At 49.7% G+C, this 15735-nt stretch carries 16 protein-coding genes and 1 other annotated feature; all 16 genes read right to left on the reverse strand.

What is annotated here, in order from left to right:
• Positions 1 to 481: 481 nt before the first annotated feature.
• Positions 482 to 759: a binding site (T-box leader), on the reverse strand.
• A gap of 78 nt (positions 760 to 837) precedes the next feature.
• The gene (locus tag A3849_RS15545; protein WP_074085638.1) at positions 838 to 1323 is read right to left on the reverse strand and encodes a DivIVA domain-containing protein; all 486 of its coding nucleotides are present in this window, start codon (positions 1321 to 1323) and stop codon (positions 838 to 840) included.
• A 366-nt stretch (positions 1324 to 1689) separates the two neighbouring features.
• Complete coding sequence (locus A3849_RS15550) at positions 1690 to 2472, reverse strand: YlmH family RNA-binding protein (protein WP_074112235.1); 783 nt, start codon at positions 2470 to 2472, stop codon at positions 1690 to 1692.
• A gap of 9 nt (positions 2473 to 2481) precedes the next feature.
• Positions 2482 to 2748: a YggT family protein gene (locus tag A3849_RS15555; RefSeq protein ID WP_074112236.1), complete on the reverse strand. Its 267-nt coding sequence runs from the start codon at positions 2746 to 2748 to the stop codon at positions 2482 to 2484.
• Between the two features lie 7 nt (positions 2749 to 2755).
• Positions 2756 to 3199 (reverse strand): cell division protein SepF, encoded by a 444-nt coding sequence (locus A3849_RS15560; protein ID WP_074085641.1) that lies wholly within the window; start codon positions 3197 to 3199, stop codon positions 2756 to 2758.
• On the reverse strand, positions 3199 to 3891 hold the full coding sequence (locus A3849_RS15565; RefSeq protein ID WP_074112237.1) for a YggS family pyridoxal phosphate-dependent enzyme: 693 nt from the start codon (positions 3889 to 3891) through the stop codon (positions 3199 to 3201). Before A3849_RS15565 ends, A3849_RS15560 begins: the two co-directional genes overlap by 1 nt.
• Before the next feature lie 3 nt (positions 3892 to 3894).
• Positions 3895 to 4752, reverse strand: a complete 858-nt coding sequence (pgeF, locus tag A3849_RS15570; RefSeq protein ID WP_074112238.1) for a peptidoglycan editing factor PgeF — start codon at positions 4750 to 4752, stop codon at positions 3895 to 3897.
• A 163-nt stretch (positions 4753 to 4915) separates the two neighbouring features.
• On the reverse strand, positions 4916 to 5227 hold the full coding sequence (locus A3849_RS15575; protein ID WP_074112286.1) for a YlmC/YmxH family sporulation protein: 312 nt from the start codon (positions 5225 to 5227) through the stop codon (positions 4916 to 4918).
• A gap of 198 nt (positions 5228 to 5425) precedes the next feature.
• On the reverse strand, positions 5426 to 6208 hold the full coding sequence (gene sigG / locus A3849_RS15580; RefSeq protein ID WP_019909334.1) for an RNA polymerase sporulation sigma factor SigG: 783 nt from the start codon (positions 6206 to 6208) through the stop codon (positions 5426 to 5428).
• 78 nt (positions 6209 to 6286) lie between these two features.
• Positions 6287 to 7009, reverse strand: coding sequence for an RNA polymerase sporulation sigma factor SigE (gene sigE / locus A3849_RS15585; RefSeq protein WP_074085644.1), 723 nt, complete (start codon positions 7007 to 7009; stop codon positions 6287 to 6289).
• 111 nt (positions 7010 to 7120) lie between these two features.
• Positions 7121 to 8077 carry a sigma-E processing peptidase SpoIIGA gene (gene spoIIGA / locus A3849_RS15590; protein ID WP_178382710.1) on the reverse strand — a complete coding sequence of 319 codons (957 nt, stop codon included), beginning with the start codon at positions 8075 to 8077 and terminating at the stop codon, positions 7121 to 7123.
• Positions 8078 to 8450: 373 nt separating this feature from the next.
• Positions 8451 to 9380 (reverse strand): Rpn family recombination-promoting nuclease/putative transposase, encoded by a 930-nt coding sequence (locus A3849_RS15595; protein ID WP_074112239.1) that lies wholly within the window; start codon positions 9378 to 9380, stop codon positions 8451 to 8453.
• A gap of 118 nt (positions 9381 to 9498) precedes the next feature.
• On the reverse strand, positions 9499 to 10608 hold the full coding sequence (gene ftsZ, locus A3849_RS15600) for a cell division protein FtsZ (RefSeq protein ID WP_074085646.1): 1110 nt from the start codon (positions 10606 to 10608) through the stop codon (positions 9499 to 9501).
• 63 nt (positions 10609 to 10671) lie between these two features.
• Positions 10672 to 11937 carry a cell division protein FtsA gene (ftsA, locus tag A3849_RS15605; protein WP_074112240.1) on the reverse strand — a complete coding sequence of 422 codons (1266 nt, stop codon included), beginning with the start codon at positions 11935 to 11937 and terminating at the stop codon, positions 10672 to 10674.
• Between the two features lie 345 nt (positions 11938 to 12282).
• Positions 12283 to 13047 carry a cell division protein FtsQ/DivIB gene (locus tag A3849_RS15615; RefSeq protein ID WP_074112242.1) on the reverse strand — a complete coding sequence of 255 codons (765 nt, stop codon included), beginning with the start codon at positions 13045 to 13047 and terminating at the stop codon, positions 12283 to 12285.
• Between the two features lie 65 nt (positions 13048 to 13112).
• Positions 13113 to 14396 carry a UDP-N-acetylglucosamine 1-carboxyvinyltransferase gene (gene murA, locus A3849_RS15620; RefSeq protein WP_074112243.1) on the reverse strand — a complete coding sequence of 428 codons (1284 nt, stop codon included), beginning with the start codon at positions 14394 to 14396 and terminating at the stop codon, positions 13113 to 13115.
• Positions 14397 to 14617: 221 nt separating this feature from the next.
• Positions 14618 to 15733 (reverse strand): undecaprenyldiphospho-muramoylpentapeptide beta-N-acetylglucosaminyltransferase, encoded by a 1116-nt coding sequence (murG, locus tag A3849_RS15625; protein ID WP_074112244.1) that lies wholly within the window; start codon positions 15731 to 15733, stop codon positions 14618 to 14620.
• Positions 15734 to 15735: the final 2 nt, after the last annotated feature.

The following is a 15735-nucleotide window of genomic DNA, read 5'->3' on the forward strand; positions in this document are numbered from 1 at the left end:
CTTAAACCCTTTTCGAATCTTTTCGATCCCTCCCAAACCCTCCCTTAGCCAAGGGAGGGCCCCAAGGGGTCCCCCCTCTGGACACCTGGAACATTGTCTATTTCCAGGGGAGAGGCGGGTTTTGATCTAATGTGACTGTAGTGCCCGCTTGTCGCCGCAAGCGGCACGCTCTACCTCAGGCGTTCCGGCCCGCGAACCCGTTAGGGCAGCGCTGGGCCGGGAGCCTTGGCGGCGTGGGGCGAAGCCCGCCGCGCTTGTCTGGCTCTTCGCTCTGGTCGCATGTAAGGCCCTGCAGGCGTTCCCGCATGGGGAGCCTAAGAAGGGCCGCTCCCCCGCCGAACAAATCCTTTCCCTTCCGCCGACGTCCATCATACCTCGATAATCCCTTATTGCGGGTGTCCAGAGGGCGGCTAGCCCTTGGGGTCCCCCTTGTAAGGGGGATTTAGGGGGATGTAAACATAAATAAAGCGTCGCTCCGCCCCAAAGGGGCGAGACGACGCTCGCGATACCACCCTAATTCTGCGCTCCATGCACATCCTTAAGGGGAGTGTATTCAGCACAATCTCAGTTCTGCGTAAAGATAGCCACGCAGGTCCGGGATAACGTCCGGCAGACGGCTTAAGCTTACACACGTTGCTAACGCTTCAGCTTAGCTTCTAGGGGAAGATCTTCCGAGCAAGGCATGAACATCGGCTCACAGCAAACGCCGACTCTCTGGAGAACGTTACCTTATCGTACTTGTCCCGTCATCGAATACATATGAACAGATTACAGATATGCTCTAGTTATAGACGTTTTAAGTGAAAATGTCAATCTTGAAGCGAATCAGTCTGTGATTCAGAGGGTGTTCTCACTCACTTCACGGCTTTCCAGGGCATTCCAGTCATCTGTGGACAGCAGCTCCAGCTGAGCTTCTAGCAGTGTCCGGAACCGGGTACGGTAGATCGAGGCCTGCTTGCGCAGTTCTTCTGTCTCGATTGCTACCTTGCGGGATTTGGACAGTGCTTCGTTGATAATCCGGTCGGCGTTTTTCTCTGCTTCCTTGATAATCAGCTGTGATTCCTTCTTGGAGTTGTTCTTCACATCATCTGCAGCTTCCTGAGCAACGAGAATGGTCTTGGACAAGCTCTCTTCAATATTCACAAAATGATCAAGCCGCTCCTGAATGGACAACAGCTGATTGTGCAGCTCTTTGTTCTCACGAATGACGCTCTCATAATCCTTGATCACCTGATCCAGAAATTCGTTGACCTCGTCCTCATCATAACCGCGGATTCTCCGGGAGAATTCCTTGTTATGTATATCGAGCGGTGTTAATGGCATGCTGTGCACCTCCTAGAAATTTCGGACCTCTTGTGCCCCTGAACCTTAATTTGTCCGAAGACAAAGAGGAAAGACTGTATTGAAGTGGGAACGGTTTCGCTGGTCTTTTAAAAGCTTATGTTCCCAAAGCAGCGATACGATGTATCGCTTTCAGGTATCCGTATCTGCGAGAACTACATGTTCGGGACATAGAATATTACTATATGTCCTTAGATAGTTCAAGTATTCGCGGATCGCCGAATTTCATCCGGTACCCGCGCTTACAGTCCGCCTCTTCTACAAGTATCGGCGTCCAGCTTGCAAAATGTTTGTCTCCCTATAGAGATATTCAATTTCGACAAGCCGTGCCGGATTCCTGCATGAAATTCAGACAAATTTGCCAACTTGCACCCGGTAACGGCCTTTTTTGGTCAGGCTCCCGATCTCCAGAACCTTGAAGCGTCCAAAACCCTGAATCGAGACCATATCACCGTCCTTGAGCCCGCAGGAAGGATCTTCCTCTACCTTCCAGTTGACGCGGACGCGGCCTGCTTTGATGGGAGCAAGAATTTTGCTCCGGCTAAGCCGGGTCACATCTGCAGCAATACCATCCAGCCGCAATGAAGCTACCGTAAGCTCCAGTTTCTCCAGCTTAACACTGCTGCTGCGCAGACTGGACAACGGTAAAATCTCTGTACTGACATTGATCCGGTGCACACCGGTCAGATTCATCGCTAAATAATTGGCAATATCCTCAGCGACGACTACATGGCAACCATCCGGAAGCACATGAATATCACCAATTTTGCCTCTTTTGATTCCCAGGCCAAGGATTGCCCCCATGTAGTCGCCGTGTTCCAATTCGAGGAATTTCTGTTCGCCCGAGGAAATCGCAAGCACCCTCAACTCCATATCCTCTTCCTCAAGATTACGGTAATCGGGAGCTACCAAGGCTCGCTTCCGTTCAGATTCCTCGGTCCCTCCCTCCCACCTTACGGCTACATCGGGATGACGGTTCACAAGTGTCTGAAGAATAAACCCTTGGCGGGGATCTAAAAATTCAGTCAGCTTGGTTTCGTGGTATTCTCCTGCAGAGGTAACCCATTCCCAGGCCTTGTCCACAAATTGCCGTTCATCGGGGTGGAAATGTCCGTAAATTTCATTCTTCATCGCAGCAGCCTAAAATACATATGCAACAATGTACTGCAATCCGGTTTTCGCAAATTCCAGCACGAACAGTGCAATAATCGGGGAAATATCAACTGTGCCGAACAACGCCGGGATAAACCGCCGGAACGGTGACAGATACGGTTCCACCAGCTTGCCGAGCAGTTCACCGATGAAGCTGTCCCGTACATTCGGCAGCCAGGACATGAGGACGTAGATTAAGATCATTACAAAGTAGATGTTGTATAGAATTTCAATAATTAGATTGATTTGGGACAAAGCCCGTTCACCTCATTCTGTTGTAGTCTTGATCCTCACCCAGAATCTCCGAAATGGAGCCTTGAATTTCAACAGTATCCGGGGTACACATGAATATATTGCCCCCAATTTTGGAGATTCCTCCACCCAGGGCATAAACAGTTCCGCTGAGAAAATCAATGATCCGCATCGCCTGGTCATTCCTCACACGTTGCAGATTGATTACCACCGTGCGGTGGGCCCGGAGATGGTCAGCGATTTCCTGAGCTTCTTCATAAGAGCGGGGCTCATACAGCACGACTTTCACATTTTTTTGGGAATGAATACTGACGACGTTCGCCCGCTGATTTTTGCGGGTTTCTACAGGGGCGGGCTCGTACTCATCTTCATCGCGGGATATTTGTTCCCGCTCTACAATCTCCTCTTCCTCCTGCAAGCCCAAAAAACTCATAAAACGGTTCATCACGCCCATCATTCTCCCTCCTCATGACCTACTAATACCGTTCCCAGGCGCACCCGGGTGGCTCCTTCCTCTATCGCCACTTCAAAATCATTCGACATTCCCATCGACAGCTCTTGTATAGGCTCAGGTGTTAAAGCGAGCAGATTCAGCTCATCACGGAGCTCTCTAAGTCCGCGGAAGACAGGACGGGTCTGCTCGGGTTCCGCTTCATAAGGTGCCATAGTCATCAGTCCGACGACCTTTACGCGGTGCAGAGCGGCAATATCGCGCAGAAAACCCGGCACCTCCTCAGGGGCAAGACCAAATTTCGTGTCTTCTCCTGAGATGTTCACCTGCAGAAAAACATTGACGGTAAGTCCTGCCGCTTCAGCCTTTTTGTGCAGTTCCCGCGCCAGTGACAACCGGTCAAGCGAGTGTATATATTGAAATTTACCGATAACTTCCTTAACCTTATTGGTCTGCAAATGTCCGATGAAATGCCAGGTTCCCTTATGCCCCAAGGCGTTCCATTTCGGTTCAGCATCCTGCCAGCGGCTTTCGGCGATATCCTCAAGGCCTGCATCCAGCACAGCGGATACCGTTTCCAGAGACACATATTTTGTCACTGCGATAACCTTGACGTCCGCCACATCCCGGCCACTTGCCGCACAGGCACGTGCAATACGTTCCTCTACCCCGGCTATTCTTTCCTGCAGTGTCAACGTTCAACTCTCCTTTATTCCGATCCAGCTCGTCATTCTTCCTGTAACTCCGTTTTCCTTCCGGTAAGAAAAGAACAGATCCTGATTACAGCTTGTACACCATGATGTACATTCGATATGAGTCGGCAATATTCCTGCTTTAATCATAATGCGTCGATTCATTTCTTTCAAGTTCAGCATACTTTTGCTTCCATCTGCTTCCGACTTTCTGTATAAGTTTGGGTATGCCCCGGACGTAATCACTGGCTTCAGTCCCACTTCAAGGCGGCGGACATGATCCATCACATAATCATCCACTTCATAGCAGCAGTCGCCAATGGAAGGTCCAATTCCGGCAAGAATATCCTGCGGACGGCTGCCATAAACAGTCTCCATTCTGCCTACCATCGCGGCGGCAATCTCCGCTACAGTCCCTTTCCAGCCTGCATGTGCGAGTCCTACCACTTGCTGCTGAGGATCATAGAAATAAAGGGGAACACAATCAGCATAAAAAGAGGTCAACAGCACACCTGGCACATTAGTAAGCAAACCATCCGTTGCTTGAAAAGCCGATGTTCTATCCAGACTACCCCGGCCGCGGTCTTCTTCTCTGACCACTGCTATATCTTTTCCATGAGTTTGCTCTCCGCAGGTCCAATTCTCTAGTGTAAACCCGAGGCTCTCGGCAAGAATTTTACGGTTCCCGAGAACATCCTCCGGTTCATCCCCAACATGAAAGGCACAATTAAAGCTGTCATAAGGCACCTTGCCTATACCACCCTGTCTCCCTGTGAAACCTGCCGTAATTTCAGCGTGCACCGCATACCAAGGTTCCAGATGAAGCAGCATAGGTGTGCCGCCTTTTTGAATAAACGGTTCCATATCTTCACCTCCGCCTAAGTGTACCACAAGTGCCCGAACAGAGTGGGGTCAAACTGCTGGTGAACCAGCTTTGGCAATCCCCTACTTCATACATCCCCAAAATAAACATGTAGAAACGGATATGCCTTCTTTTATAAAAATATGCAATTAAAGATGCCTCCAGTCAATAAGTGCGCCGATCGGTGCGGTCTCCCCGTTCCAGATACATGGTCTCCCGCTCTTCCTGATTTTGCGGCATCCGGATTTCCTCCATCTTGACGAGCACGACATCAGCGCCGATCTTCACGATATTCCGCCAGGGAATGATCAGATCCGTACCTCCTCCAAAGAGGCCCATAAAACGTGTATACCCCGGGATAACGATCGCGTCAATCACGCCGCGGCGGAGATCCAGCTCCAGATCACTGATCTGCCCGAGCCGCTTCCCGTCGACAATATTGATCACATCCTTCGTCTGAAAATCGGAGATTTTCATTTTCTTGCTGCTGCCTATCGAATCGTCGTTCACTTTCGCCACCCCTGTACATTCAGACGTATAGTCCAATATATGCCCCTCGGGCTTGGCAACATGCTTATGATTCATTTGGCTAAGCTCGAAGTAATAAAAAAGGGTGCTCCAGTAGCGCTTTCCCACGCTTCCAGACCACCCTAGTGACAATCCTGTTATGTGTTTTTATGACTTAACATGCTTCTGCATCTGCTGTATGGCCGACTTTTCAAGCCGGGAAACCTGCGCCTGTGAAATACCGATTTCGTCCGCAACCTCCATTTGGGTTTTGCCTTCAAAAAAACGCATCGACAGAATTCGCTTCTCCCGCTGCCCCAGCCTCTGCATCGCTTCACGAAGCGCTATTTCCTCGATCCACGACACATCCTTATTCTTGTCATCGCTGATCTGGTCCATCACATAAATGGGATCTCCGCCGTCATGGTAAATAGGTTCGAACAAAGAGACCGGGTCCTGAATGGCATCAAGAGCAAATACCACATCTTCTTTGGGAACCCCAAGTGCCTCGGAGATTTCAAAAATCGTTGGTTCCCTTGAATTCTGATTGGTCAGACTGTCACGCACCTGTAATGCTTTGTAGGCAATGTCTCTCAGGGAGCGCGATACCCGTATCGGGTTGTTGTCACGAAGGTACCGGCGGATTTCACCAATGATCATTGGTACCGCATAGGTGGAGAACTTTACATTTTGTGATAAATCAAAATTATCGATGGCTTTCATCAGCCCGATGCAGCCTACCTGGAACAGATCATCAACGAACTCTCCCCGGTTGTTAAACCTTTGAATCACACTAAGCACAAGTCTAAGGTTACCGTTTACCAATTTCTCTCTGGCGGATCGCTCGCCCTGCTGCTGCAGCGAAGTGAACAATTCCCGCATTTCCACATTCGTTAGAACGGGCAGTTTGGCGGTGTCCACACCGCAAATCTCGACTTTATTTCGGGTCATGATGATTTACCTCCCAAGGAGAAACATTACTGTACATTATCTCCCCGGCCCGGCATTTTATTCCTTGACCTCTTCAGGTTACACCATCTTGTTGAACTCTTTGCGTAGCCGCTTGATAATTCTTTTTTCCAGACGTGAAATGTAAGATTGGGAGATTCCCAGCAGATCGGCAACGTCCTTTTGCGTTTTTTCTTCCCCGCCGCGCAGCCCAAACCGCAGCTCCATGATCAGTCTCTCTCGCTCACTGAGCTTTTCCAGCGCCTTCTGCAGCAGCTTGCGGTCCACCTGTTCTTCAATGTTACGGTAGATGGTGTCATTCTCCGTACCCAGCACATCCGAGAGCAACAGCTCATTGCCATCCCAATCGATATTCAACGGTTCATCAAAAGAAACCTCGCTCCGGGTTTTGCTGTTGCGCCGCAAATACATCAGAATCTCATTTTCAATACAGCGCGAAGCATAGGTGGCCAGCTTGATTTTTTTCTCCGGATCAAAGGTATTAACAGCCTTAATCAAGCCAATCGCCCCGATGGATACCAGATCCTCAATGTTGATGCCGGTGTTCTCAAATTTGCGGGCAATATAGACTACCAGCCGCAGGTTGCGTTCAATCAGCATGGCGCGTACTGCGGCGTCACCGCTTGAGAGCCGCTGCAGCAGAAACTCCTCTTCCTCTCTTGTAAGGGGTGGGGGCAATGCCTCGCTACCGCCGATATAATAGATTTCCTGACTTTTCAGCCCCAGCAGAAAAAGCATCCGGTAATATTGAAGCTGCAGCACAATCTTCCATTTGACCATTATTGTTCCTCCTTCAAGAAGTACACCATTACCCTGAGGTAGTTATTAGTCCCCTGACCTTTTTGCCACATCTTTTCCAACCCGACAGGGTTGTTGCCCAAACTCTGTTCGAGCTCAGGAAGGCATCGCCGCCTTTGCAGGGGACTCTCTTTGGGTCAGGTCAGGATGTATGACCGCCCGGTACACACCGTCTCCCGACAGTGTTCCGCCATCCAGCCCGATGAGGACCCTTTTGCTGAAAAAAGTCTCCTCCCCAAGCTTTATCGTCACCAGATCCGGCTTCAGCGCAAGCATAAAGGATGCTCCGCGGTTGATACCCCTATAGGGAACAAGCCGCAATCTGTCCTGCCAGGCAAAGGACTGCCCGTCCGCTTCCAGAAGAAGCTGGTCGGCACTAATCTGGGTAAGCCTTCCTTTCCAGGAGGCCGGAAGATGCCCCTCCCACAGTGAAGCTTCCATCACCATCACTGGAATCCGTGTCAATGGATCGTTCAGACGGTTCCCGGTGTCCAGCAGTCCGGGACATGACACGCTCACCCCTTCGATCTCTACGCAAACTTCACCTATATAAGTCTCTAGCTGTTCTCTCCGGGCTCTGGAGGAATGGATCATCTTGAAGAGAAACAGCACCACAGGTAAAAGCGCAAGCACGAACCAAAACCCGATTTTCAGCCGGTAAGCTTGGCCGCCCGAGGAGGTGAATAGAATCCCGTTCCAGATGTCGCCCGAGCTCTGCAGCAAATAGTGAACGCCGACAATTCCCCCGGCAGCTGCAAAATTAATGATATAGAATGCCCCCAACGCCCGAAGGTAGCTTTGCAGACTTGTGAAACCAAAAGCGATCCACAACATCACTACCGACAATCCAAACTTGATGAGAAAGGTGTACAGGAACGAAAGCTCCGGCACAAACATCATCACCACATAGAGTGCGCCAACCAGCGCCGAACTTATGAGCCGCCACCAAGAGACCTTCTGCTTGACCAGCCAGCCTGTCAGCCACAACAGAATACCATCGATCAATAAATTGGCGGTGAAAATCAAGTCAATATAAACAACCAGCGGATTCACCTGCCTGTAAGCGTGGTATCTATCCGAAAGACCAAGGTTCCGGCTCTCATTTTGGACGATAAGATTAGTATAGAAAGACTCCCATCCAAAGTCTGTCTAAACTTGGGGGGCAATCCTGAGGTTTTTTTGTCGGTTTATAGCGTCATGCCAGTTATATGCTACCTTCACTGTAATTAGCGACTCATCCGCAAAGTCCGACTACTGGAAGCAGCGTAAACAGCTAAGGTATAAGGAGAGCTACTGAGTGCGATTTCACAGCTAATACTCTAAATCATGTAGAGGGAGATTTATAATGTGAAACAGATAAATCCTTATACTCGCACAAAAGCCAGCCTGTCTAGGGCTGGCTTTTGTGCGAGTATATTGAATTTCATTAGATAGATTGAATTTCTTCTTCAGTCAGACCCGTCGCAGCTTGTATGGATGAAAGATCCAGCCCCATAGCCAACAGATTCTTTGCTACTTCGAGCTTACCTTCTCTCAAACCTTCTTTCAAGCCTTCCTTCTTGCCTTCCTTGATCCCTTCCTTGATCCCTTCCTTGATTCCTTCCTTGATTCCTTCTTGTTTCCCCTCTTGCATTCCTTTAGCAAAGCCTTCTCTTTGAGCCCCGTCTCTTTGCGAGGCTTCATCATGCAGAAACTTCTGACGGTCTTCATATTTACGCCGGGCTTCAGAATCCTGACTTAAAAATTCCAATGTTTCCATTGCCTTTCTCAAAGCTGGTTCATTCATCCGCAGTACCTCCCAATTCGAATTGTCGCTCCCTTTCAAAAAAAGCAGCCAATTGACCAAACCGCTCTCACCCGGAACCGCCGGCTGATTCAGCTTAGGGAGCTCCAGGAAATGAATCTCTATGTCATCTGTCAGTCGTGAACCGCTGATGTCCTCCCGTAGATGAAAGACACTGTGAGTGTGTTCATTAGGTAATACCTTATAATTCAAGATATTAATCGTTACGCATTTTTTGAGGTCTGTGTACCTGCCGCCAGTCTGCAACTGGCCGGAGTAGCGTTTGCTCCAGTAATATAAGGTCCGCTTCTCCATATCATATCTGTTGAACAGCTGCATTTCGATATTGATCAGCTTTCCGTCCTCTGTCTTTGCCCAAATATCAAAGATCGACTGCTTATCCAGCGGGTCATCTTTATCTGTATACGGGTTTAGAAGCACCACTTCGTTTAAGGGAGCGTCTCCGGCATCCATAAGAATACGGTTCAAAAACGCCAGCAGCACATCCTTGTTACTCTCGCTTGCAAAAATTCTTTTGAATACAAAATCCACCCGGGGGTCCAGCAATTCCATTATATCCACTCCCGTTATCCGTATTATATCAGCTTAAAAAACAAAAAACACCGTATCCGGCCATAGCATTCTGCTATGCGGATACGGTGCTTCCGTAAACGTATATGTGTCTTTTGGTCTAATCGTTGTTTCCGCGTGTGCGGTTGCGTAAGAACGTCGGGATATCGAGCTGGTCAGAGGTTGTCTGATTGCCAAAAGGACGCAGGTTGGCGTTCTTGTCAGCGGCAGGCTCACTGCTAGTTGCCGGACGGCGGTTAGGCGCAACAGGGGATGCCTTATGTTCAAAGCCGGTAGCAATCACCGTAACTTTAATTTCATCCTTCATACTCTCCTCAATCATGGCCCCAAAAATCATGTTGACTTCAGGATCAGAAGCGAAATTCACAATCTCGGCAGCTTCGTTGACCTCATACAAGGAGAGGTTCGAGCCGCCAGTAATGTTCATGATTATGCCGCGCGCACCTTCAATAGAAGTTTCGAGCAGCGGGCTCATAATAGCTTTGCGGGCGGCTTCCGAGGCACGGTTCTCACCAGTGGCAATTCCGATGCCCATCAATGCCGAACCGCGTTCTGTCATGATCGTCTTCACATCGGCAAAGTCAAGGTTGATCAGACCCGGAACGGCAATAAGATCAGAGATCCCTTGAACCGCTTGCCGGAGCACGTTGTCCGCTTCGCGGAAGGCTTCCAGCATCGGTGTTTTCTTGTCGACAATTTCAAGCAACCGGTCATTCGGAATAACGATAAGGGTATCTACCTTTTCCTTCAACGCTTCAATACCAAATTCTGCCTGGTTGGAACGTTTTCTTCCTTCAAAAGTAAACGGACGCGTCACAACGCCAACCGTCAGCGCCCCGCATTCTCTGGCGATTTCAGCAATAACAGGCGCAGCCCCTGTACCTGTACCGCCACCCATGCCCGCAGTCACAAATACCATATCTGCGCCCTTGAGCGTATTGGAAATCAGATCGCGGGATTCTTCGGCCGCTTTCTTGCCCACCTCCGGATTGGCGCCAGCGCCTAGTCCACGGGTCAGCTTGTCCCCGATTTGCAGCTTATGCTCCGATTTGGCCATATGCAGCGCTTGGGCATCTGTATTTACTGTGATGAATTCAACACCCTGAACGCCATTTTCAATCATCCGGTTGACAGCATTGCTTCCGCCGCCGCCAACGCCGATGACTTTTATTTGAGCCAAGCTCCCCATTTCAAAATCAAATTCCAACATATTGTTCCATCTCCCCCTAGAATAGTGCTTGGATGGCCGGTCCAAGTATATCTGGACTTACACTTATATGAACTCGCTGAACATATTCTTAAGACGTTCCACCAAACCGGGCTTCTTCCCGGTATCTTGGCTTGGAACGGCGTTCTGCTTGTTTCGGTTGACCGTTTTCTTGTTGCCGCTTCCTCCGCCACTGTTGCGTCCACGGTAACTGCGGACAACATTGTGCAGGATGCCTACACCACCGGTGAAACCAGGGTCCCGGACACCGATATAATCAGGCACAGCTATGCGTACAGAGGCAGTTAGTTCAGTTTGCGCCGCCTTCAGAACACCAGGCATGGATACAGTCCCACCCGTAAGTATATAACCTCCGGGAAGCTCTGTGTAACCAAGCCGTTTCACTTCTTGGCGGATCAGATGAAAAATTTCCTGTACTCTTGGCTCAATAATTGCAGCCAAATCTTCCTGGTTGAACTCTTTTTCAACATTGCTTCCGATTCGTAACACCTTGAATACCACATCCGAAGCGGCATCATCAACCCAGGCGCAGCCATATTTCAGCTTAACCTTCTCTGCCTGGTCTGTAAGTGTCCGAAGTCCGTAGGCAATATCATTCGTTACAAATTCTCCGCCGATCGGAATCGTGGATGTTGCACAAAGGGAACCCTCTTCATATACGGCTATCGTCGTTGAACCTGCACCGATGTCTACCAGTACAGCGCCCATTGATTTCTCATCTTTGGAAAGCGCCAATCCACCGGCTCCAAGAGACATCAGCACAAGATCTTTAACTTTCAGCCCTGATTTCTCTACACAGCGAAGCAGATTATGTATTGGCGTTTTGGCTCCGGTAATGATTGTTGCCTCAACTTCCAGACGGACACCGATCATTCCGCGCGGATCCTGGATACCTTCAAGACCGTCTACGATATATTGTTTGGCGACAACATCAATCACTTCGCGTTCAGGAGGCAGTGCGATGACTTCCGCAGCTTTAATTACCCGGTCAATGTCATCCTCACCAATCTCACGGTCCTCATTCTGAACGGCTACAACACCGTGACTGGACTGCAGTCCGATATGATTGCCGGATATGCCTACGTAGACCTCGGAAATTTGGATGCCTACCATTTGCTCCGCATGGTCTACCGCACTTTTGATCGATTGCACGGTCTGGTCGATATCGACTATCGCACCTTTCCGTATTCCTTCTGAATCAGCAGATCCAACGCCAATAATATTAAAGGTTCCATTGGTAACTTCCCCAATTATAGCCCGAACTTTGGATGTACCGATGTCCAAACTAACAATGATGTCATTGTTGCTCAAGCTCTATGGCACCTCCTGTTATGATAAAAATAGATGGTGAAGCCAGTAAAACAGTTTGCTCCCGGTCCCGGGAAACTTCTCTGTACATATTCAACATACCTAATCCTTTCCCTCTTTTTTCTACAAATTTTTTGAGTGGAATAATATAACAAGCATTCCGCATAAACATAGATGCTTTCCTAAATCCATGAAACTAGCAGACTATAAAGTTAAAATAAGTGTAATCAAGAAACATCATCCATATTTACGGCATTAGTTCAAAAAATCCGGAGAAAAAAGAGGGATCCAGCTTATTGCCCGTAAATCCGATTGTAGCATTTTTCCCGCTCTATTAGTAGGGACTATTTACTCTTGTGCGTCTCCTTTATCCTCATTTGTTACTTGTGGAGCTTGAAACGGAACATATGAATCGGCTTCCAGCATCTTAATCAGTCCGGGCTCCTCGGTCTCAATGACCTGATTCAAATATTCCACCTTATCCTTAAGCAGAGAAATCGCTGTTATGACTTCAAAATGCGAACGGGTATACAGCTTAATCCGGTCCGGAAAGGATAGCGTCGGTGAAGGTACGATCTCGGAAATATCACCGGTCAGTTCATTGGGAATGCTGGCGAGCACCTGGCACAGCTTGGCCTTATAAGGGTCCTTAGCGTCCCAGCCTGTCAGAACAGGCTTCTCCACCGCAATTCCGGACTCATTCACGCCTACAGCCGCCCCGCTGGACAGAATGGCTTCAAGTTCACCGGACGGGTCCAATTCATAAGCAACTGCAGGATATTCCTTAATAGTAATGGTAACCTTGCCAGGAAAACTTTTGATTACCGAAGCCTCCTGGACGGTCTTAAGCTCCTTCAGGGAATTCTTCACGGATGTCTTAGAGACGGCAAAGAACTGTCCTCCGACCGAAAGCCCGCTTTGGGACATCAGTTCTTCCCGGGTCGTGTACTTATTACCCTGAAAGTGAATCTCTGTAATGCGGCTGAGCGACGAACGAAAAAAAATCACAGCCAGCAGCGCAATGAACAGCAGCAGCAGGATCATAGTGACCTTCCGGCTCATTTTTTTGCTTGGCTTGTCCTCTTTAAGCAGAGGTAAACGGGTTTTAGGCATTCTCATATCTCCGTAATAAGGCCCTGTCTCCTTCCCTCGCGTGAAGCCGAAGGAGACAGGGAGCTTTAATTGGCCAAATCTAACGGACCCGGCACAGGTACTTTGCGGCTGATGCGTGCTCCAAGCTTCTGGAACAGCTTCTCAATACCATCATATCCGCGGTCAATATGGTGCGCCTGCTCAACTACCGTAGTACCTTGAGCTGCGAGTCCAGCGATCACCAGGGCAGCCCCTGCCCTCAGGTCGGTAGCTTCCACCGTAGCTCCGTATAACCTCTGCACCCCGCGTATGAATGCACGGTTCAGATCAATAGAGATATCTGCCCCCATACGGGCCATTTCCTCTACATGCTTGAAGCGTCCCTCGAATACAGTCTCTTTGATCACACTGAATCCGTCGGCCAGTGACAGCAGTACCATCACTTGGGACTGCAAGTCTGTGGGAAAGGAAGGGTAAGGAGAGGTTACGATTCTCTCAACCGCACGGGGACGTCCCATACAACTGATATTAATTATATCATTGCATACTGTAATTTGAACACCAGCCCGTCTGAGCACATGAATAAGCGAGGTTAAATGCCCGGCATTCGTATGGGTCAATGTCACATTTCCACGTGTCGCAGCCGCTGCGATCATCACTGTACCGGCTACAATCCGGTCCGGGATCACCTCGTAGCTGCAGGGCTGCAGTTTTTTGACCCCTTGAATCGTAATCGTATCGGTGCCTGCGCCTATGATCTGAGCACCCATTGTGTTCAGATAATTCTGCAGATCCTGAATTTCAGGTTCTCTGGCTGCGCCCGATATCGTTGTAGTGCCTTCAGCCATGGCAGCCGCCATCATAATATTCTCCGTCGCTCCGACACTCGGATAATCCAGATGAATATCGCTTCCCGTCAGCTTGGCAGCCCGGCAGGAAATCCGTCCGTTAACTTCCTCAATCTCCGCACCAAGCTGTTTGAGCCCCTGGAGGTGAAGGTCAATCTTGCGTTCACCGATCGCACAGCCTCCCGGCTGGTAAATCGTCACCTCGCCAAATCTGCATAACAGCGGCCCCATCAGAAAAATTGAGGATCTCATCTGCCGCATCAGATCCTCTGGAACATGGGATGTATCCACAGACGAAGTATCCATCGTTACTGTATCGTCCTCGTGAGTGCAACTGCACCCCAGCCGTTCCAGAATGTGCAGCATCGTCTCAATGTCCAGCAACTTCGGCACATTATGCAGTGAGTGAACTCCTTCGGCAAGCAGGCTAGCCGCCAGAATCGGCAGTGCCGCATTTTTTGCTCCATGGATACGTATGGTGCCTGACAGGGGGGTTCCACCCTCAATCACCAATTTGTCCAATGTATCACCTCCGAGATTACCGCTCACCCACCACAAGCACTTCCTGTACAAAAATCAATTACGGTCAGGAAAAGCTGCCCGTGCCCGCATTTCATGGACCGGAAGTGCTCTGGGTGATAGTCACGATTATAGGATTATCCTATGTTCGTGCCCTCGGGTGTGTGACAGTGAAGACCAATAACAGGAAGCGTCTTCCAGCCTACTGGAAGCAAGTCTCTCTACTACGACTTCCGCATTGCGGCCAGCCTGCGCAGCTCGCTAACGACAAGTGCCGCAGAATCCCTTTTGCCTAAACGCCGAGAGGCTTCAGACATTTGCTTGCGCACGGACTCCACACTGATAATTTTCTGTACAGCCTCCATCAGTGCCTGGCCATTCAAATCCTTCTCAAGCAGCACTACTGCTGCACCTTCCCTTTCCAATTGTCTTGCATTCGCCTCCTGGTGGTTATTCGTCACGTTAGGGGACGGGATTAGAACAGAGGGAATACCTAGTGCTGTAATTTCAGCCAGAAATGAAGCGCCCGCCCGGTTCACGATAAGAGAAGTACAAGCCAGCACCTCAGGCATATTATGGATGTAAGGGAGAAGATGCAGCCAATTCGGCACGCCCCCCAGCTTTTCGCGCAGAGCTTTGCGGGTTTCTTCGAAATAGGACTCACCGGTTACATATACATAATGAACACCATTACCCTTACCCACAAATGGAGCCATCTCAATCATAGCCTGATTTATGGCTCTTGCTCCGCCGCTGCCGCCGACCATCAGAACCACCGTACTGCCCTCAGGAATACCGAGTGATGCAAAGCCGCGCTGGGGGTTGGCGGTGGTTACAGTGGTCGCCCGGGGATTCCCGGTATAGATCACATGTTTCCCGCCGGGAAACGCCGACTCCGTTCCTTCAAAGCTAACGGCAACCGTATCGGCATAGCGGCTGAGAAAACGGTTCGTCAGCCCCGGTATCGCGTTTTGCTCATGAATAAGGGTAGGAATACCAAGTTTAGAGGCCGCATAAACCACCGGTCCGCATACGTATCCGCCGGTACCGATCACGACATCCGGCTTAAATTCCCTGAGCATTGCCTTGGAGGCTTTGACCCCTTTCAAAAAACGCATTACAGTCTTCACATTGTCCATAGATAACTTGCGCCGGAAACCTGTGATATCAATCGATTTGAACGGAAGGTTCTCTTGCGGAACCAGCTTGCTCTCCAGCCCACGCTTTCCGCCAATATACAGAAAAGCCGAGCCTTCTTCTTCCGCTTCCAGTTGCCTTGCAACAGCGACAGCAGGATAGATATGTCCGCCTGTGCCGCCGCCGCTTAATACGATACGCATGT

Origin of the sequence: Paenibacillus sp. P46E, assembly GCF_001909095.1 — a bacterium.
In the GTDB taxonomy this organism is placed as follows: Bacteria; Bacillota; Bacilli; order Paenibacillales; family Paenibacillaceae; genus Paenibacillus_AQ; species Paenibacillus_AQ helianthi.

Coding starts and splice junctions, on each gene's coding strand:
- A3849_RS15575 (WP_074112286.1), bottom strand. CDS start 5,227: ATGAAAATCTCCGATTTTCAGACGAAGGATGTGATCAATATTGTCGAC.
- A3849_RS15595 (WP_074112239.1), bottom strand. CDS start 9,380: ATGGAATTGCTGGACCCCCGGGTGGATTTTGTATTCAAAAGAATTTTT.
- A3849_RS15545 (WP_074085638.1), bottom strand. CDS start 1,323: ATGCCATTAACACCGCTCGATATACATAACAAGGAATTCTCCCGGAGA.
- ftsZ (WP_074085646.1), bottom strand. CDS start 10,608: ATGTTGGAATTTGATTTTGAAATGGGGAGCTTGGCTCAAATAAAAGTC.
- A3849_RS15560 (WP_074085641.1), bottom strand. CDS start 3,199: ATGGGCGTGATGAACCGTTTTATGAGTTTTTTGGGCTTGCAGGAGGAA.
- pgeF (WP_074112238.1), bottom strand. CDS start 4,752: ATGGAACCGTTTATTCAAAAAGGCGGCACACCTATGCTGCTTCATCTG.
- A3849_RS15615 (WP_074112242.1), bottom strand. CDS start 13,047: ATGCCTAAAACCCGTTTACCTCTGCTTAAAGAGGACAAGCCAAGCAAA.
- sigG (WP_019909334.1), bottom strand. CDS start 6,208: ATGACCCGAAATAAAGTCGAGATTTGCGGTGTGGACACCGCCAAACTG.
- murG (WP_074112244.1), bottom strand. CDS start 15,733: ATGCGTATCGTATTAAGCGGCGGCGGCACAGGCGGACATATCTATCCT.
- A3849_RS15550 (WP_074112235.1), bottom strand. CDS start 2,472: ATGAAGAATGAAATTTACGGACATTTCCACCCCGATGAACGGCAATTT.